This is a genomic window from Kribbella sp. NPDC051952 (assembly GCF_040680855.1).
GTDB lineage: Bacteria > Actinomycetota > Actinomycetes > Propionibacteriales > Kribbellaceae > Kribbella.
Map to the genome: position 1 here is coordinate 1 of NZ_JBFAXQ010000036.1, position 16,225 is coordinate 16,225.

21 protein-coding genes are annotated in these 16,225 nt (G+C 66.9%); 13 read left to right on the forward strand and 8 right to left on the reverse strand.

The genetic code is table 11. From position 1 onward, the window contains the following. Nucleotides 1-92 precede the first annotated feature (92 nt). From AB0L70_RS37760 to AB0L70_RS37785, 6 genes are all read left to right on the forward strand, one after another. Nucleotides 93-647: an ABC transporter ATP-binding protein gene (locus tag AB0L70_RS37760; RefSeq protein WP_363691675.1), complete on the forward strand. Its 555-nt coding sequence runs from the start codon at nt 93-95 to the stop codon at nt 645-647. A gap of 122 nt (nt 648-769) precedes the next feature. After that, the gene (locus AB0L70_RS37765) at nt 770-1,099 is read left to right on the forward strand and encodes a PadR family transcriptional regulator (protein ID WP_363691676.1); all 330 of its coding nucleotides are present in this window, start codon (nt 770-772) and stop codon (nt 1,097-1,099) included. A 2-nt stretch (nt 1,100-1,101) separates the two neighbouring features. Then, nucleotides 1,102-1,476 (forward strand): DUF1048 domain-containing protein, encoded by a 375-nt coding sequence (locus AB0L70_RS37770; RefSeq protein WP_363691677.1) that lies wholly within the window; start codon nt 1,102-1,104, stop codon nt 1,474-1,476. Next, nucleotides 1,469-2,242 carry an ATP-binding cassette domain-containing protein gene (locus AB0L70_RS37775; RefSeq protein ID WP_363691678.1) on the forward strand — a complete coding sequence of 258 codons (774 nt, stop codon included), beginning with the start codon at nt 1,469-1,471 and terminating at the stop codon, nt 2,240-2,242. The genes AB0L70_RS37770 and AB0L70_RS37775 overlap by 8 nt, the downstream gene beginning before the upstream one ends. After that, the gene (locus tag AB0L70_RS37780) at nt 2,239-3,000 is read left to right on the forward strand and encodes an ABC transporter permease (RefSeq protein WP_363691679.1); all 762 of its coding nucleotides are present in this window, start codon (nt 2,239-2,241) and stop codon (nt 2,998-3,000) included. The genes AB0L70_RS37775 and AB0L70_RS37780 overlap by 4 nt, the downstream gene beginning before the upstream one ends. 102 nt (nt 3,001-3,102) lie before the next feature. After that, nucleotides 3,103-5,241 carry an MMPL family transporter gene (locus AB0L70_RS37785; RefSeq protein ID WP_363691680.1) on the forward strand — a complete coding sequence of 713 codons (2,139 nt, stop codon included), beginning with the start codon at nt 3,103-3,105 and terminating at the stop codon, nt 5,239-5,241. Nucleotides 5,242-5,275: 34 nt separating this feature from the next. Here AB0L70_RS37785 and AB0L70_RS37790 read toward each other — a convergent pair whose 3' ends face one another. Beyond that, nucleotides 5,276-5,731 (reverse strand): Lrp/AsnC family transcriptional regulator, encoded by a 456-nt coding sequence (locus tag AB0L70_RS37790; protein ID WP_363691681.1) that lies wholly within the window; start codon nt 5,729-5,731, stop codon nt 5,276-5,278. A 112-nt stretch (nt 5,732-5,843) separates the two neighbouring features. On the opposite strand from AB0L70_RS37790, the gene AB0L70_RS37795 reads away from it, so the two are divergent. Both AB0L70_RS37795 and AB0L70_RS37800 read left to right on the forward strand, forming a co-directional pair. After that, nucleotides 5,844-6,407, forward strand: coding sequence for an alpha/beta hydrolase (locus AB0L70_RS37795; RefSeq protein ID WP_363691682.1), 564 nt, complete (start codon nt 5,844-5,846; stop codon nt 6,405-6,407). A gap of 57 nt (nt 6,408-6,464) precedes the next feature. Further along, nucleotides 6,465-7,322 carry a GNAT family N-acetyltransferase gene (locus AB0L70_RS37800; RefSeq protein ID WP_363691683.1) on the forward strand — a complete coding sequence of 286 codons (858 nt, stop codon included), beginning with the start codon at nt 6,465-6,467 and terminating at the stop codon, nt 7,320-7,322. Nucleotides 7,323-7,339: 17 nt separating this feature from the next. Here the strand turns inward: AB0L70_RS37800 and AB0L70_RS37805 are convergent, their stop codons facing one another. Together AB0L70_RS37805 and AB0L70_RS37810 are read right to left on the reverse strand one after the other, a co-directional pair. Beyond that, entirely contained in the window at nt 7,340-8,056 is a 717-nt protein-coding gene (locus tag AB0L70_RS37805) for a cation transporter (protein ID WP_363691684.1), read from the reverse strand. After that, nucleotides 8,053-8,415: a metalloregulator ArsR/SmtB family transcription factor gene (locus tag AB0L70_RS37810; protein WP_363691741.1), complete on the reverse strand. Its 363-nt coding sequence runs from the start codon at nt 8,413-8,415 to the stop codon at nt 8,053-8,055. Before AB0L70_RS37810 ends, AB0L70_RS37805 begins: the two co-directional genes overlap by 4 nt. Nucleotides 8,416-8,502: 87 nt before the next feature. Here AB0L70_RS37810 and AB0L70_RS37815 point away from each other — a divergent pair, with 87 nt between their 5' ends. The 5 genes from AB0L70_RS37815 (at nt 8,503) to AB0L70_RS37835 (ending at nt 11,398) form a co-directional block, all read left to right on the forward strand. Continuing rightward, complete coding sequence (locus AB0L70_RS37815; protein ID WP_363691685.1) at nt 8,503-8,832, forward strand: hypothetical protein; 330 nt, start codon at nt 8,503-8,505, stop codon at nt 8,830-8,832. Nucleotides 8,833-8,834: 2 nt separating this feature from the next. Then, on the forward strand, nt 8,835-9,170 hold the full coding sequence (locus AB0L70_RS37820) for a YnfA family protein (protein WP_363691686.1): 336 nt from the start codon (nt 8,835-8,837) through the stop codon (nt 9,168-9,170). Nucleotides 9,171-9,283: 113 nt separating this feature from the next. Beyond that, entirely contained in the window at nt 9,284-9,973 is a 690-nt protein-coding gene (locus AB0L70_RS37825; protein ID WP_363691687.1) for a GAF and ANTAR domain-containing protein, read from the forward strand. Between the two features lie 43 nt (nt 9,974-10,016). Then, nucleotides 10,017-10,586, forward strand: coding sequence for a redoxin domain-containing protein (locus AB0L70_RS37830; RefSeq protein ID WP_363691688.1), 570 nt, complete (start codon nt 10,017-10,019; stop codon nt 10,584-10,586). A gap of 68 nt (nt 10,587-10,654) precedes the next feature. Continuing rightward, entirely contained in the window at nt 10,655-11,398 is a 744-nt protein-coding gene (locus AB0L70_RS37835) for an SDR family oxidoreductase (RefSeq protein WP_363691689.1), read from the forward strand. On the opposite strand, the gene AB0L70_RS37840 is transcribed toward AB0L70_RS37835, so the two are convergent. The 5 genes from AB0L70_RS37840 to AB0L70_RS37860 are packed head-to-tail and all read right to left on the reverse strand — an operon-like array spanning nt 11,399 to nt 16,225. Continuing rightward, complete coding sequence (locus AB0L70_RS37840; RefSeq protein ID WP_363691690.1) at nt 11,399-12,238, reverse strand: nuclear transport factor 2 family protein; 840 nt, start codon at nt 12,236-12,238, stop codon at nt 11,399-11,401. Between the two features lie 58 nt (nt 12,239-12,296). Then, the gene (locus tag AB0L70_RS37845; protein ID WP_363691691.1) at nt 12,297-14,012 is read right to left on the reverse strand and encodes a sodium:proton antiporter; all 1,716 of its coding nucleotides are present in this window, start codon (nt 14,010-14,012) and stop codon (nt 12,297-12,299) included. A gap of 21 nt (nt 14,013-14,033) precedes the next feature. After that, nucleotides 14,034-15,455, reverse strand: coding sequence for an alpha-amylase family protein (locus AB0L70_RS37850; protein WP_363691692.1), 1,422 nt, complete (start codon nt 15,453-15,455; stop codon nt 14,034-14,036). A 32-nt stretch (nt 15,456-15,487) separates the two neighbouring features. After that, a complete protein-coding gene (locus tag AB0L70_RS37855; RefSeq protein ID WP_363691694.1) occupies nt 15,488-15,811 on the reverse strand; it encodes a hypothetical protein in 324 nt (107 codons plus the stop codon). Nucleotides 15,812-15,850: 39 nt separating this feature from the next. After that, nucleotides 15,851-16,225 carry a nuclear transport factor 2 family protein gene (locus AB0L70_RS37860; protein WP_363691695.1) on the reverse strand — a complete coding sequence of 125 codons (375 nt, stop codon included), beginning with the start codon at nt 16,223-16,225 and terminating at the stop codon, nt 15,851-15,853.

A 16,225-nucleotide genomic window follows, 5' to 3' on the forward strand; every position in this document is an offset into this window, starting at 1 on the left:
GCGGCGCTTCCTTCGTGATCAGTCTCGCGATATTCTTCAGGATCGGACATCAAATTTAGATAAACGATGCTTTCAAGAACATCTAAACTGTCATGACGCCCGAGTCCATCTCGGTCGAGGATCTGGTCTGGTTCGGCCGCCATCCGCACCGTACGTCGCTCAAGGTGCCGAGCTCCGCCGACAAGGAGGCGGTCGAGTGGGCGATGTCGGTGACCAGTACGACGCAGTTGCGGCATCAGCACGTGGACCAACTGTCGGGTGGTCAGCGTCAGCGGGTCTGGATCGCACTCTGTCTGGCCCAAGGCACGGATCTGATCCTGCTGGACGAACCCACGACGTACCTCGATGTGGCCTATCAGCTCGAGGTCCTTGACCTGCTGCATCAGCTCAACCAGGAGCAGGGCAAGACGGTGGCGATGGTGCTGCACGACTTCAACATGGCCGCCGAGTACGCCGATCACGTCTTCGTCATGAAGACCGGCGCCCTGGTCACCGAGGGAACGCCCGAGGACGTCTTCACCTACGACATCATCCGCGATGTCTTCGGCGTCGAGTCCAAGGTCGTCCCACATCCGGTCAGCGGCAAACCCATGTGTATCCCCCTCCGAGCCGGCCTCCGCAACCAACTCACCGTGGCAACCGGCTAGAGCCTGTCCGCCCGAAGAAGCGCCCCCGCGATCACGGATCGCGGGGGCGCTTCTTTGCGTTCCAGCTAGTCAGCGTTACTATCTACTGGTAGTCAGTGACACTGAATAGCTAAGGACGGCTCGTGGGCAAGCTCGTGACGGAGATGCTGAAGGGAACGCTGGAAGGGATCGTGCTCGCGATCCTGCTCCAGCGGCCGGCGTACGGCTACGAGATCACCGCGTGGCTGCGGGAGCAGGGCTTCACCGATATCGCCGAGGGCACGGTCTACGCGCTGCTCCTCCGGATCGAGAAACGCGGTCTCGTGGACGTGGCGAAGATCCCGTCCGAGAAGGGGCCGCCACGCAAGGTGTACACGCTCAACGCCCGGGGTCGGGAAGACCTCGACGAGTTCTGGAGGACCTGGGGCTTCCTCGCCGAACGTCTCGAACAGCTCCGCGAAGGAGGGAAGTAGCAATGGCCGCACGATGGATCGAGAAGGTCACCGGACCACTCGACGAGAAGAAGCGCTACCGGCAGTACCGGGAGCGCACCCGGCAACTGCCGGCGAACTACCGGACGGCGGTGGAGGCCATCCACCGGTACCTGATGTATCTCGGGCCTGGCGGCGACGGCGCCGAGGCGCAGACGATGCTCGAGGACCTGGTCGAGCTGTTCGAGCAGAGCGCCGCGAACAACACGCCGATCCGCGAGGTGGTCGGCGCGGACCCGGTGGAGTTCATCGAGGCGTTCGTGGCCAACTACCCGGACGGGCAGTGGCGACTGAAGGAACGCGACCGGCTGAACAAGGCGATCGCGCGGGCCGCCGGCGAGGACTCCGTCGATGACTGAGGCAACGATCCGGGTACAGGGCCTCGAGAAGGCCTACAAGGAACTCCAGGTCCTGCGGGGCGTGGACTTCGAGGTTGAGCGCGGCAGCATCTTCGCCCTGCTCGGGTCGAACGGTGCCGGCAAGACCACCGTCGTACGCATCCTGTCGACCCTACTCAAGGCGGACGCGGGGACGGCGACGGTCAACGGCTTCGACGTCGGCACGCAAGCCGCGGAGGTGCGCCAGTCCTTCAGCCTCACCGGGCAGTTCGCCGCGGTGGACGAGATCCTCAGCGGACGCGAGAACCTCGTCCTGGTCGCCAAGCTGAGACACCTCGAGGGCCCGGGGAAGATCGCCGACGACCTGCTCGCTCGGTTCTCGTTGACGGATGCGGGTGGGCGGCGGGTGGCGACGTACTCGGGAGGTATGCGCCGTCGGCTCGACATCGCGATGAGCCTGATCGGCAGCCCGCCGGTCATCTTCCTCGACGAGCCGACGACCGGCCTGGACCCACAGGCGCGCATCGAGGTGTGGAACAGCGTCAAAGAGCTCGCCGGGCAGGGTACGACGGTGCTGCTCACCACGCAGTACCTGGACGAGGCCGAACAACTCGCCGACCGGATCGCGATCCTGCACCAGGGCCGGATCATCGTGGACGGCACCCTCGCCGAGCTCAAGCGGCTCCTCCCGCCCGCCAAGGTCGAGTACGTCGAGAAGCAGCCGACGCTCGAGGACGTCTTCCTTACGCTCGTCGGCGATGGCCCGGAAAGCGGAGACAAATCATGAGCGCGCAGTTCGTCAGTGACACGGCCAATCTGACCGGGCGGTCCCTGCGCCACATCTCGCGCAGCCCGGACACCATCATCACGACCGCGCTCATGCCCGTCGCCATCATGCTGCTGTTCGTCTACGTCTTCGGCGGTGCGATCCAGACCGGGTCGGACCAGTACGTGAACTACATGCTGCCCGGCATCCTGCTCATCACGATCGCCTCGGGCGTCGCCTACACCGCGTTCCGCCTGTTCACGGACCTGCAGAGCGGAATCTTCGAGCGCTTCCAGTCCTTGCCGATCGCCCGCTCCGGCGTGTTGTGGGCGCACGTGCTGACCTCGCTGATCGCCAACCTGATCTCACTCGTGATCGTCATCGGCGTCGCGCTGATCATGGGCTTCCGCTCCGGTGCGGGAATCGGTGCCTGGCTCGCGGTGGCCGGAATCCTCGTCCTGTTCACCCTGGCCGTGACCTGGCTCGCCGTGATCGCGGGCCTGTCCGCGAAGTCCGTGGACGGCGCGAGCGCGTTCTCGTATCCGCTCATCTTCCTGCCGTTCCTCAGCTCGGCGTTCGTACCCACCGGCACAATGCCCGGCCCGGTCCGCGCGTTCGCCGAGAATCAGCCGGTGACGTCGATCGTCAACACGATCCGCGCCCTGTTCGCCCAGCAGCCGATCGGCAACGACATCTGGGTCGCCCTCGCTTGGTGTGTCGGCCTGCTCGTTGTCGCCTACGCCCTCGCGATCGTGATGTACCGACGGAAGATCAGCTAGTCCCGCCCCGGCCCATGTCTGGGCCGTGTCAGGCGTATGTCAGGTCGGTCGGCGAGTGTCGTCGCATCAGCTCCACTGAAGGAACCCCGAAAGGACTTTGTCATGTTCGCACGACTGGGATCGCTGGTCGTTCGCCATCCCTGGCGCACGATCGGTGCCTGGGTGGTGATCATCGTCGCGGTGGTCGCGACGGCTCCGACGCTGACCGCCACCACGGACCAATCCGATTTCCTCCCGTCGCACTACGAGTCGATCCAGGCGGCCAAACTGCAGGAGAAGGCCTTTCCCAACGCCACCGCGCCCGCCGCGATCGTGGTGTTCGAACGGACCGACGGCGCGGCGTTGACCCCGGCCGACGAGGCAGCCGTCGGAACGGTCGCCCAGCAGCTGAACCAGGCCGGTCTGAAGGACGTCACCGGCGTCCAGGCGGTCCCGGCCTCGGGCAACCGGCTGATCCAGATCGCCGCCGTACAGATGACCAAGGTCACCAACCCCAGTGACACCCGCCAGAGCGACGCCGTGAAGGCACTGCGTCAGGCCCTGCAGGACAAGGTGCACAACACCGATTTGAAGGCCGGCGTCACGGGTTCGGCCGCGCAGACTCTCGACGCGACGGAGTCCTCGACCAAGGGCCTGGTCATCGTCGGAGTCGCCACGGTCCTACTGATTCTGGTGCTGCTGCTGGTGATCTTCCGCAGTCCGGTGATCGCCTTGCTGCCGATCGTGGTGATCGGTGGGATCTCGATGGTCGTCAACGGTCTGATCGCCATGGTGAGCAAGGCGTTCGACCTGAAGATCGACAGCTCGATCAGCTCGATCCTGTTGGTCGTACTGTACGGCGTCGGCACCGACTACATCCTGTTCCTGATGTTCCGCTACCGGGAACGCCTGCGGGCCGGAGAGGATCCGAAGACCGCGATGGTCAGCGCCGTCACCCGGGTCGGCGAGGCGATCACCTCCGCGGCCGGCGCGGTGATCATCGCCTTCATGGCACTCACGCTGTCGACGCTCGGCATGTTCCGCTCGATGGGACCTGCGCTGGCGATCTCGGTAGCGGTGGCGCTACTGGCCGGGCTCACTCTGGTGCCGGCGATCGTTTCGCTGCTGGGGACCAAGGTGTTCTGGCCGTCGAAGGCGTGGCGCACTGCCCCGAAGGGTGCTGTGTTCACGGGACTGGGCCGTGGCCTCGGTCGGCGACCGGCTGTGTTCGCACTGGCTGCCGGTGGCGTTCTCGTCGTACTGGGCCTGTTCTCGATCGGATTCAACCCGACCTTCGACCTCACGTCCGGCTCGACCTCCGACGCCTCTGAATCCACGGTGTACAGCAAGGAACTGCTCAAGGGCATGCCCGCCGGCGTCACCCAGCCGTCGGACGTCCTGCTGCAGTCGTCGAGCGCGTTGGGCAAGCCGCAACTCGACTCCTACCGGACCGCATTGACCCAGGTCGACGGTGTCGGCGAGGTGTCACAGCCGACGCTGTCGCAGGACGGTTCGGTCGCCGACTTCAAGGTCACGCTGAAGTCCGCACCGGAGTCGGATCAGGCGATCGCGACGGTCCGTGGTCCCCTGCGCGACGCTGCGCACGCGGCGGCACCAGCCGGTACGACGGCAGTCGTCGGCGGACTGACCTCCGTGTTCGTCGACTTCCAGGACGCGATGAATCATGACTATGCGGTCGTGTTCCCGGTTGCCGCGGTGTTGATCATGATCGTGCTCGCGCTGTTGCTGCGCAGCCTGGTGGCGCCCTGGTACCTGATGGCGTCGGTGTTCCTGGGCTTCGCAGCCACCCTGGGATCGTCGGTCCTGGTGTTCCAGCACCTGCGGAGCGAGTCCGGGCTGATCTTCACGCTGCCGGTGATCATGTACCTGTTCGTCGTTGCCCTCGGCACCGATTACAACATCCTGATGATCGCCCGCCTGCGGGAAGAGGCGCGGGAAGGCCACGATCCGCGCCAGGCCGCCGCCCTGGCCCTGCGCCACACCGGTCCGACCGTCGCCGCTGCGGGCCTCATCCTGGCGGGCACCTTCGCCTCGATGATGCTGGCCGGGAACACCAGCCTGTCCCAGATGGGCTTCGCGATCTCGTTCGGCATCGCGATCGCGGCCTTCGTGATGGCGATGTTCTTCACCCCGGCCCTCACGGCCCTGATCGGTCACCGAGCCTGGTGGCCGGGCCACGGGGACGCCGCCCACCCGAAGACCGAGGAAGCTCCCGACCGGGAACCAGCCAGCATCAGCTGACCCCAGGCCGGGCTGTCCCCACGGACAGCCCGGCTCAACCGGGTGTGAGGGGTTTGTTCGAGTAGTCGCGGAGGACCAGGGAGGTGCTGATCGGGCCGAGGCGACCGATGGTGTCCACAACCTGTTCGAGGCGGCCGGCGTTGGCGGCGTGAACGTCCAGGAGGAAGCAGTCCTCGCCGGTGAGGCGGTAGGTCGCGGTGACCTCGGGAAGGGTTTCGAAGAGTTCGATCGCTTCTGGTATCCGGGCGTGGACGGTCCGAAGGCGAACGACGGCATGGATGTTGAGGCCGATCCGCGCGGGGTCGACGACGGCGCGGTAACCGGTGATGACGCCGGAGCGCTCGAGGCGCTGAATGCGGGCCGATACCGCCGGCTGGGACAGGTTCACCTTACGGCCGATGTCCGCGCCGCTCAGCCGCCCGTTGGTCTGCAGGATCGCCAGGATCTCCCGGTCGACGTCGTCCAATGCATTCGTCGTTGATTCGCTCATCCGCCTTCATTCCATCAGTACGGCGTTCCTCAGCCGATGACCTCGTCCATGATGACAAGACCTGGGCGGCGCGATCCCGCCCTCTCCTCTATCACTCCACAGGACACTCACCATGCCCTTCGTCATCGTCCCCGGCATCGACGGCTCCGACCACGACCACTGGCAGTCCCACTGGGAAGCCGACTGGCTCCCCGATGCGACCCGGATCGAGCCCTCCTCCTGGACCGCTCCCCTGTTCTCCGAATGGACCGAGGCCCTCACGACTGCCATCGACCAGACCGGCCCCGACGTGGTCCTCATCGCCCACAGCCTCGGCTGCCTCACCGCCGCGCAGTGGCTCAGCGCCAACCCCGGATCAGCTGTCCGTGGCGCGTTCCTCGTCGCTCCGCCTGACGAGCTCGCATCCACCTTCCCCCATGAGCTCCTGCAGACCTTCACCGGTTCGGAGCCGGGTCCGCTCGGCGTTCCCGGCGTACTGGTTGTCAGCGACAACGACCCGTACTGCACGGTCGACGCAGCGACCCGTCTCGCCGCCGGGTGGGCCGTTCCGCTCATCACCGCGGGCAAGCTTGGGCACATCAACTCCGACAGCAACCTCGGCGTCTGGCCGCAGGGGCAGGATCTCCTCACAGCTTTTCTTGCTGGACTCGGGTGTAACGCGTTCGGACCCTCGTGACACTGGGCGGTATCAGTGCCGGGCGGTCGCCTGGCGGTTCTGGAGGGGGTCGGATGTATGAACCAGCGGTCGCTGTTCTGTGACGTCGGGTTGGCGGAGCGGATCGAGCGGGTGGAGCGGGACCTGATCGAGATCTCGGCGCGGGCGGCGCATCGTCGTACGGGCGATGGACGAGGCTTCGTGATCCCGGTTGCCGGTGGGCTGGCGAGCTTCGCCGCCGACGACTCGCCGTTCAACAAGGTGGTCGGGCTCGGCTTCGGTGGCGTGCCGACCGCCAAGGAGCTGACCGAGATCGAGGACGCGTACGCCGGTTGCGGCGCGCCGGTGCAGGTCGAGCTGCCACATCTCGCCGATCCGGAGATCGGCATGCTGCTCACCGACCGCGGCTATCGGCTGGAGTCCTTCGAGAACGTGCTCGGCATTGCGATCGAGGACCGGTACGACGCGACCGCGCCGGACGGAATCGTGATCCGGCCGAGTGGCGACGACGAGTTCGAGAGCTGGCTCGAGGTGATGGCCGACGCTGTCGCTACCCCGGACACACAAGGTGTTGCGTGGCGGGAGGAGTTCCCGCGCGACGTCTATCTCGCGGCCGAACGCGACGCCGCCGCGGCGGACATCGCCCGGTACGTCGCAATCCGGGACGACAGCATCGCCGGCGGAGCGGGACTACGGACAGCCGAGGGCATCGCCCAATTCGCCGGGGCTGGAACGGCTCCCGCACACCGGCGGCACGGCATCCAGTCCGCCCTCCTCTCAGCCCGCCTCGCCGACGCCGCCGCAGCCGGTTGCGACGTCGGCGTCATCACCACCCAGCCCGCCTCGAAGTCTCAGCAAAACGCCCAGCGCAGCGGCTTCGACCTCCTCTACACCCGCGCCGTACTCGTCAAACACCCGCCGAGCCACCGCGGATAGGTGCTCCTTCTGGCCAATCAGTCGGTGCAGCAGGCGTCGGTGCAGGTTGTGGTGGGAGAACAGCAGCCTTCGCCACGCCAGGCTTCGACGCCCTCGCGGGTGGCGACCGCGGCGATGATCAGGCCGGCGATGGGGTCGGCCCAGCCCCAGCCGAGGGTGGCGTTGAGGACGAGGCCGACGAGCAGGACGGCCGAGAGGTAGGTACACAGGAGGGTTTGGGTGCCGTCGGCAACGACTGCGTTGGAGCCGAGAGCCTTGCCGGTACGGCGCTGAGCCCACGAGAGGACCGGCATCACGATCAGCGAGGCGATCGCCAGGCCGATTCCGACCCGAGACGTGTCCGCGTGGCTGCCGGTGATGAGGGACCGGATCGACTCGAAGGTCACGTAGGCGGCCAGGCCGAAGAACGAGAAGGCGAGCAGCCGGAGGGCCTGGCGTTCACGGGTCTCGGGCAGGCGATGACGGAACTGCCACAGGATGATGAGGCCGCTGGAGACCTCGACCACAGAGTCCAGCCCGAAGCCGACCAGCGCGACGGAACCGGCGGTCAGGCCGGCGCTGATCGCGATGATCGCCTCGATCACGTTGTAGGTGACTGACGCGCCGGCCAGCAACTGGGCGCGACGGCCGAGCCGGCGCCGCTGCTCGGGATCCACGGTCCACGTGCTGGGCGGGACCAGCGGTGTGATGGAGAGCTCGACGCTGGTGGACTGGCGTCGTACCGGATCGGTCATCGCGCGGCCTGGCCGTAGTTGGGGCAGAGGGCGACCGCGTCGCCGGTGAGGCCGAGGAGGCGCTCGGCGGCGGAGAGTAGTTCGATGGTGGCTTCGGGGTGGGTGAGGCTGAACAGCGACGCCCTACCCTGCGGCCTCGACTCGACCAAACCGCAGTCACGCAGGCAGGCCAGGTGCTTCGAGACGGTCGACTGCGCCAATCCGAGATGCGCGGTGAGGTCGACGACGCGATGCTCACCCAGTGCGAGGTGCCGCACGATCGCGAGTCGCGACGCGTCACTGAACCCATTGAACAGACAGGCAGCCACGGACAGCGCCGCGGCCTCGTCGACGGACGGCTCGATCGCCGGTGGTCTCATCGCCATGTGGCGATGTTATCGACACATTCGCCAGGATGGGAAGAAGGGCTTGCGTCCGGTACCTAGGTACGAACTTACCGTCACCGTATGACGATCTCCGACTGGGTCCCCGAGGCCTGCACCCTGCCAACCGCCGACCAGCCACTACGCCTGGCCGAGTTCGACGACCTCTTCACCACCGCACTCCGCGCCATCACCCGCACCAGCCCGACCACCCTCGAGCTGGTCCTGGACGCGGTGGCGGAGGAAACCGCCGCTGACCTCACCACCCGCGAAACCGCCTGCTGCTCCTTCTTCACCTTCACCTACACCCCAACCGCCGACGGCCAGCTACACCTCGAGACCACGGTCCCCCCGGCCCACACCGCCGTACTAGACGCCTTGGCCGCCCGAGCGACAGCTTTGAGTACCTTCTGAGCATGACCGTCGCGAAGTCGATCGTGTTGTTCGTCCTGGCAGCCATCGCCGAGATCGGCGGCGCCTGGCTGATCTGGCAGGGATGGCGCGAACACCGCGGCCTGTGGTGGATCGCCGCCGGAATCGTCGCCCTCGGCGCCTACGGTTTCGTCGCCACCTTCCAGCCCGACCCCAACTTCGGCCGCATCCTCGCGGCGTACGGCGGCGTCTTCGTGGCCGGTTCTCTGCTCTGGGGTGTGCTCGTCGACAAGTTCCGTCCGGACCGGTACGACCTCACCGGCGCGACCCTCTGCTTGCTCGGCGTAGCGGTCATCATGTACGCCCCTCGGGGGGCCTGAAATCGGGCCGCTGAGCGGATAGCGCGAGGGCGGGGGTTCGGTGCATTATGGTCCTCGCGTTGGCTCCGGAAGGTGGGTGCGCACCGTCTTTGGTGACCCCTGGGAGCAGTGAAATGCCGTTCGATCCGCTGGCCGAGACTTTCGGGCGTCTGGCCACCGAACTCTTCGACCTCGGCGGCGTGGAAGAGACAGTTGACGCCGTCGTCCAGTTCGCCCGGCAAGCAGTCCGCTGCAAGCACGCCTCCGTCGTACTGATCACCCACGGCCGACGGCCCGAGGTCGTCGCCCTCACCGATCCGGGCCTCGCCGACCTTTACCAGCTCCAGATCGCCGCCGGCGCCGGACCACTGCTCACCACCATCGAGCACGAAGAAGTCCTGCTCATCACCGATGTCGCCACGGAGACGCGCTGGCCGGCGCAGTGGGTCGAGGTGGTCACGGGCGCCGGCATCCGCTCCGCCCTGCACGTCCCGTTGATGCTCGCCGGCCGCGCCCAGGCCGTCCTGAGCCTGTACGGCGAACAGCCCGACAGCTTCGACGACGACGACGTCGCGGTTGCCCACATCCTGGCCCGCCACGCCTCCGTCGCGATCGCCTCCGCACGCCACGAGGCGTCCATGGCCCAGGCCGTCGACGCCCGCAAACTGGTCGGACAGGCCATGGGCATTCTGATGGAGCGCTACGACCTGGACAGCACCCGCGCGTTCGAGGTCCTGAAGCGGTACTCGCAGCACAACAACCGGAAACTCCGCGACGTGGCCCAGGAGCTCATCAACACCCGTCGCTTGCCGCACAGCGACTGACGACAGGTCTACTGTGAGCCTCGACCGCGAAAGGGCGTGACTCATGCGATCAGACATCGTGCCCGGTGCCACCTTCCCGGACTACGAGCTACCCGACCACGAGAACGTCCCGCGCCGGCTCAGCGACCTGCAGGGTGACGACCCGATGATCCTCACGCTGGCCCGCGGGCACTACTGCCCGAAGGAACATCAGCAGCATCTCGAGCTCGCCGCCTTCTACCCCAAGATCGCCGTGGCCTACACGAAGATCGTCACGATCGCGACGGACGAGCACCACACCCTGCAGGAGTTCCGCGCCTCGGTCGGCGCGCAGTGGCCGTTCCTGTCCGACCCCGACCGGATCGTCCAGCGTGACCTCGACATCCAGGAGTACACCGACCCCGACAACAACCCGATGATCCCGTACACGCTGGTGCTCGGGCCGGGCCTCGTCGTCCACAGCATCTACAACGGGTACTGGTTCTGGGGCCGCCCGTCGATCTCCGACCTGTGGACCGACCTGCGCGAGGTCAGCCGCCAGGTCCGCCCCGACTGGGACCTCGGTAGGCCGGGACTCCGCGAAGCGTGGACCACCGGTGACCTCACCTCGTTCCACGGCTGGAACAAGAAGTAGCCCGACCAGCCGGCCGTGAAGTGGTTCACATCCGGTTACAGATCAGGTGAGGCTCTCGTCATGAGGGCATGGACAACTCGGAACAGACCTCGGTGTTGATCACCGGGGCGAACAAGGGACTTGGGTTCGAGACCGCTCGGCGACTCGGGGAGCTGGGCTGGACGATCTTCCTCGGCTCGCGCGACGAGGGCCGCGGAAAGGCTGCTGCCGACAAGCTGATCGACGGCGGCGCGAAGGTGATCATGGTCCCGCTGGACGTGACCTCGGACGAGTCGGTGGCCGGCGCCTTGAGCCTCGTTCGGGAACATACCGACCGGCTGGACGTGCTCATCAACAACGCGGGTGCGCCGGGACAGGGCATCGCGCCGGCGGAGGCGACGGTCGAGGACATTCATCCCGTCTTCGACACCAACGTGTACGGACCGATCCGGGTCACGCAGGCGTTCCTTCCGTTGCTGCAAGCGTCCGCCAACCCGCGGGTCGTGATGGTGTCCAGCGCCGGCGGTTCGTTCGCGGTCGTGACCGATCCGGAGCAGCCCTTCTCGAAGATGCACGAGCTCGCCTACAGCACGTCGAAGGCCGCGCTGAACATGCTCACGGTTCGCTACGCCCAGGCGCTGCCGCAGATCAAGTTCAACGTCGTGACTCCCGGCGAGGTCAGGAATCGCACCTTTGCCGCCACCGACATGAACAACCACACCGGCCAGTTGACGGTGACCGAGGGCACCGACTCGTTCGTCAAGCTCGCGACGCTCGACGCCGACGGTCCGACCGGCACCTTCATCGACCGCCTCGGCCCGGTCGCCTGGTGACTAGGTAGCAGTTTCGGGGGCGGTTCGCGGTGGTTCGACGTCGTCGTACAGGCGGACTGCGGCGAGTCGTCCCTGCGGGCCGCGCTCGAAGACGGCCAGGCCGGCTTGGGGAGGTAATGGGTCGCCGCCCCACGCGAGGAGGTTGTACTCCAGGGCGCAATTCGCTCCGTCGTCGAGAGTTGCGCAGTACTCGAGTTTGATCCCGCCGTCGCTGAACCACCTGCTGTACAGCTCGCTGAGCTCGCCGGAGCCGCGGTGTACGTCGTCCGGCCCGATCGGCTCCCGCAGATAGCCATCCGGCGCGAACGTCTTGACGATCGACTCCGCGTCACCACCGGCGAGCGCGCTCAGGTACTGCGCAACGATTTCCGGCGTCTCGACCTCCCCCGCCTCGAGGACAGGTGGCCGCACATGCCGGCGCCCGTCGACGGGCCATTGACTGCAGTACGTGCGGAAGTCCACCGACCGCTCGTCCGTGGAATCAGCCACGACCGCCATCGGCCACGCCACCTCACGACCCTCGTGCAGTACATGCGCCTCGAGCTCGACCACAGCCCGTCGGCCGACGCTGATCGACGTCAGCACCGAGATCCGGGACTGGTGCTCGCTCAGCCAGACCTTGTTGCTGTGCACGAAACTCCGCAACTCCCGATGCCCGCGCACCTCACCCGCCCGGGGATCGTGGATGATCACCTCGCCGGGCCACACCCGCTCCAGCGCACCCGCTCTGCCGTCCTCGAACGCCTTCAGGTACTGCGCAACGGGATCGCTCTGCCCCGCTTCCTTCGCATCACGCCGCGCCAGTTCGATCGCAGTCGAAAACTCCGGGAACCACGGCATGACCGCCCCCAACGTCCGAAAGACATCGTCAACGTACGGTACTCCCCGGACCACCGGCTCAGGCGGCGCGGAACCGTTGCTCGAGGCTGTCGAGCAGGCTCTCGACCTGGCGGTACGTCTCCGAGCTGTAGGCACCGATGCTGCGCTCCGCGACGAGAGCCTCGCGCATCGCGTCCAGGTAGCGACGCTGCAGGACGAGCGTCTGCTCGATGGCGTCCGGTCGCGCCTCCCGCGTCTGCTGACTGGCGGAGACGATCCGCGGTACGACGCGATCCTTCATCGCGCTGACGACGTCCGGATCGATCGGTTCGCCGTCCACGGTCTGCTCCTCCAACGGGCCGAGCGTGTCGATCGCCGACTCACCGACCTGACGCAGCAGGGCCTGGACCGAGTCCCGCTTGTCCGCCGCGTCCTCCGACCGGAAGTTCATCCGCGCGATCACCGCCGGCAGGCTGAGCCCGAAGAGCACCAGGGTGATCAGCGCGACGAGAAAGGCCGCGAGTACGACGGTGGCCCGGTGTGGCGTACCGGCCGGGATCGTTTGGGCAGCGGCGACCGTGACCACGCCGCGCATCCCGGCCCAGGCCAGTACCAGGAGACCGCGTCCGGTGATCGGCTCGCGCTCCTCGAAGTCCACGTCCGCCTGGCTGCGTGCGAGTCGCTTGCGCGCCCAGGCGAGGCGGTTCTCGGCCCGCTCGGTCTCCGGCGTCATGGCGTCGAGCCGCTCCTCGAACTGACTCAGCTTGGCCCGAGCCTGCTCGCCGCGATCACCCGGATTGAGCCGGCTCAGCACCGCGGGCCAGGCCAGGCCGAGGAACCGCAACGCGATCAGCAGCACCACCACGAGCACGACCAGGAAGGTGATCTCGCCGACCGTCGTGTCCGCTCGGGCGTCGTCGACCAACTCGGGCAACTGGTAACCCATCGCGAGGAAGACGCCGCTCTCGAGGATGAAGCTGATCGTCGTCCACGTCGTCGCCTGGGTCTGCCGGTCGCGCGCGCTGAACCGGCGACTGCCGACGGCACCGGTCAACAGGCCGGCGACCACGACCGCGAGTACGCCGGACGCGTGCGCCGCCTCGGCCGGGAAGTACGCGAGGAAGGGCACCGCGAACGAGATCGTGGTGTTGAGCACCGGATCGTCGAGACGCTGGCGCAGCCGTGCTGTCAACAATCCGACAAGCACCCCGATCAGCCCTGCGCCGACCACTGCCCAGACGAAGTCGAGGATCGTCCCGCCGAGGTCGAACCCCGTGGTGGCCGCGATCGCGGCGATCGCCGTACGGAGGACGACGAGGGCCGACGCGTCGTTGACGAGGCTCTCCCCCTCCAGCACGGTCATCAGGCGTGGCGGCAGCCCGACCCGATGGCCGATCGCCGTCGCCGCGACCGCGTCCGTCGGACTCACCACCGCCCCGAGCGCCGTGGCCAGGGCGAACGAGATGCTCGGGAACACCGCATGCACCAGCGCGCCGATCGTCAACGCCGACACGATGACCATCACGACCGACAACCACGAGATCAGCCCGAAGTTCCGTCGTACGTCGAGAACCGGCAACTGGACCGCCGACGAGTACAGCAGCGGTGGCAGTACGCCGGCCAGGATGATCTCCGGCTCGATGTGAATCACCGGCGTACTCGGCAGGTAGCTGGCCGCGATCCCCAAGGCCACCAGCAACAACGGCGCCGCCACGCCGGTACGCCGGGCAAAGACCGACGCCGCGATCATGATCGCCAGCCCGGCTCCGGCAACCGCCAGAAATTGATGCTCCACGCAACGAGACTCTAGGGCAGTCTACGAGACCTTGGCGGCAGCGTGCAGGGCCAGGCCGTCGGTGGCGGCGATGTCGGCGCGGAACCAGCCGCCTGAGTCGACTGTATACGTCGGACCGCTGCAACTGCCGGATGTGTAATCGCCGTGGAAGACGTCGCAGTACACCCCGGCCGGAAGGTCGGTGTGGAAGCCACGGCCGGTCAGTGCCGAGCTCTCGTCGTTCAGGACGAGGTAGCCCTTGTTGCCCCGGCCGAACGCGATCGCGTCGTTGCCGTTGTCCCACCACTGCGTCACAGCCGTTCCCCGGACGGTGTTGTGGAAGCCGACCATGTTGGCGATCACGCGCCAGGCGTGCTCACACCGCCATCGGTTGGTGAAGCAGGTCGAGTCGACGGTCTTCCCGGTGCTCGTCGACGGCGGTCCCTCGTCGTTCGAGCTGTACTCGTAGCTCGACATCACCTTCGGCGTCCCGTACGTCCACGCCAGCATGAACGCGTTCGCCATCGCATAACGGCCGTTGTCGCGGAATGTCAGTACGCCGCTCCCCCGCTGGGTGTCGTGATTGTCGGTGAACACGACCGCGTCATCGGACGGCAACGGCTCGGCGAACGTCTTCAGGTAGGCCAGTCGCTCGGTGTGGAAGATCTTGGCGAGGTCCTTGCCGTAGCGGAACTCGAGTACGTCGCCGTTGCCGACGTACTCGTCCGGTGTGATCGGCTCACCCGCGCCGTAGATGACCTCCTGGTACAGGTACGCCGGACGCGACAACCGGGACTTGATCGCGGCGATGTCCTCGGCCGGCATGTGCTTGGACGCGTCCAGCCGGAATCCGTCCACGCCGATCGACAGCAGATCGTTCAGGTACGCCGCAATCCGCCCGCGCACGTAGTCGGTCACGGTCGCGAGGTCGGCCAGGTCGACGAGCTCGCAGTTCTGCACCTCGTAGCGGTCGCCGTAGTTGACGATGTCGTCGTTCCCGTTGCGCCCGCAGTGATGGAAGTCCTGCGTCTGGTACGTCCCCGGGTAGTCGTAGTGGGTGTACGACGAACCCGCACTACCGACCCCACCCGACGAGCCGCCGGTCATGTGGTTGATGACGGAGTCGACGTACACCTTGACGCCGGCCGCGTGGCAACTGTTGACCATGGCAACGAACTCGCTGCGGGTGCCGCGGCGGGTGTTGTCGAGCTTGTAGCTCACAGGCTGGTAGTCCTGCCACCACGGATACCCGGACCCCGGGAGCACGACGTGTTCCTGGGGCGGCGAGACCTGCACTGCGCCGTACCCCTTGGGGCCGAGCGTTGAGCCACACTCCCGCCCGACGCTGTTCCAGTTCCACTCGAACAGCTGGACGATGACGTCACGGTCTCCGGGTGGCGCCGCCTCCGCGTTCAACGGGACCAGCGACAGGCACAACAGCAGGACCAAAGCTCTGCGGATCATCGGACTCCCTCGGGGCGTAGGGAAAGGTTCGGCTACCTCCTGTGCGCGAACGCCATCAGCAGGACGGCCAGCGCCACTCCCCCGGCGAATCCGGGCAGCGGCGGCTTGCGCAGTACGTCGCGATCACCGTCGCTGCTCAACAACGACCACCGCGACCGGGCCGACAGCGCCGAGCCGACGGAGAGGACCGAACCGGCGGAGAAGGCCGACAAGGTCGAACCGACCGAAGCCACCGACAGGGCAGAGCCGACCGACCCGATGCTCAGGACCGAACCGGCCGAGCCGATCGACAGGACCGATCCACGGCTGGCGATCGAGAGAAACGAGTCTTCCGACCACAACGAGAGACTGCGCACGATCGGAGTCTGGCACACGAACCGGCCCCAGTGTCAGGGTCAGTCCGGAAGTGGGAGGCCGCCTGGGGTCTTGGTGTAGCCGAGTTGTTCGCGCACGCGTCCGTCGCTGACCCGGGTCACGTTCACGCCGAGCACGGATTCGGCGTCGGTCGGGCCGAAGCGGAAGCGCCAGCGGACGGTGGCCCAGTCGCCTTCCGAAAAGACGTGCTGGACTTCGAAGGTCGTCGACTCGTCGTCCATCAGTTCGGCCCAGAACGCGACGCAGGCGTCCTTCCCGACGTACGAGGCGCCGTCCGGGGCCGGCTGTGCGGCCACCATCACGCAGTCGTCGTGGACGAGGGCGGCCATCGCCTCCTTGTCGCGAAGCCGAAACGCCTCGTTGAAGCGGTCGATGGTCTCAGCGGTCGTGGTCAT

Coding starts and splice junctions, on each gene's coding strand:
- AB0L70_RS37760 (WP_363691675.1), top strand. CDS start 93: ATGACGCCCGAGTCCATCTCGGTCGAGGATCTGGTCTGGTTCGGCCGC.
- AB0L70_RS37770 (WP_363691677.1), top strand. CDS start 1,102: ATGGCCGCACGATGGATCGAGAAGGTCACCGGACCACTCGACGAGAAG.
- AB0L70_RS37775 (WP_363691678.1), top strand. CDS start 1,469: ATGACTGAGGCAACGATCCGGGTACAGGGCCTCGAGAAGGCCTACAAG.
- AB0L70_RS37780 (WP_363691679.1), top strand. CDS start 2,239: ATGAGCGCGCAGTTCGTCAGTGACACGGCCAATCTGACCGGGCGGTCC.
- AB0L70_RS37785 (WP_363691680.1), top strand. CDS start 3,103: ATGTTCGCACGACTGGGATCGCTGGTCGTTCGCCATCCCTGGCGCACG.
- AB0L70_RS37790 (WP_363691681.1), bottom strand. CDS start 5,731: ATGAGCGAATCAACGACGAATGCATTGGACGACGTCGACCGGGAGATC.
- AB0L70_RS37795 (WP_363691682.1), top strand. CDS start 5,844: ATGCCCTTCGTCATCGTCCCCGGCATCGACGGCTCCGACCACGACCAC.
- AB0L70_RS37800 (WP_363691683.1), top strand. CDS start 6,465: ATGAACCAGCGGTCGCTGTTCTGTGACGTCGGGTTGGCGGAGCGGATC.
- AB0L70_RS37805 (WP_363691684.1), bottom strand. CDS start 8,056: ATGACCGATCCGGTACGACGCCAGTCCACCAGCGTCGAGCTCTCCATC.
- AB0L70_RS37810 (WP_363691741.1), bottom strand. CDS start 8,415: ATGAGACCACCGGCGATCGAGCCGTCCGTCGACGAGGCCGCGGCGCTG.
- AB0L70_RS37815 (WP_363691685.1), top strand. CDS start 8,503: ATGACGATCTCCGACTGGGTCCCCGAGGCCTGCACCCTGCCAACCGCC.
- AB0L70_RS37820 (WP_363691686.1), top strand. CDS start 8,835: ATGACCGTCGCGAAGTCGATCGTGTTGTTCGTCCTGGCAGCCATCGCC.
- AB0L70_RS37825 (WP_363691687.1), top strand. CDS start 9,284: ATGCCGTTCGATCCGCTGGCCGAGACTTTCGGGCGTCTGGCCACCGAA.
- AB0L70_RS37830 (WP_363691688.1), top strand. CDS start 10,017: ATGCGATCAGACATCGTGCCCGGTGCCACCTTCCCGGACTACGAGCTA.
- AB0L70_RS37835 (WP_363691689.1), top strand. CDS start 10,655: ATGGACAACTCGGAACAGACCTCGGTGTTGATCACCGGGGCGAACAAG.
- AB0L70_RS37840 (WP_363691690.1), bottom strand. CDS start 12,238: ATGCCGTGGTTCCCGGAGTTTTCGACTGCGATCGAACTGGCGCGGCGT.
- AB0L70_RS37850 (WP_363691692.1), bottom strand. CDS start 15,455: ATGATCCGCAGAGCTTTGGTCCTGCTGTTGTGCCTGTCGCTGGTCCCG.
- AB0L70_RS37860 (WP_363691695.1), bottom strand. CDS start 16,225: ATGACCACGACCGCTGAGACCATCGACCGCTTCAACGAGGCGTTTCGG.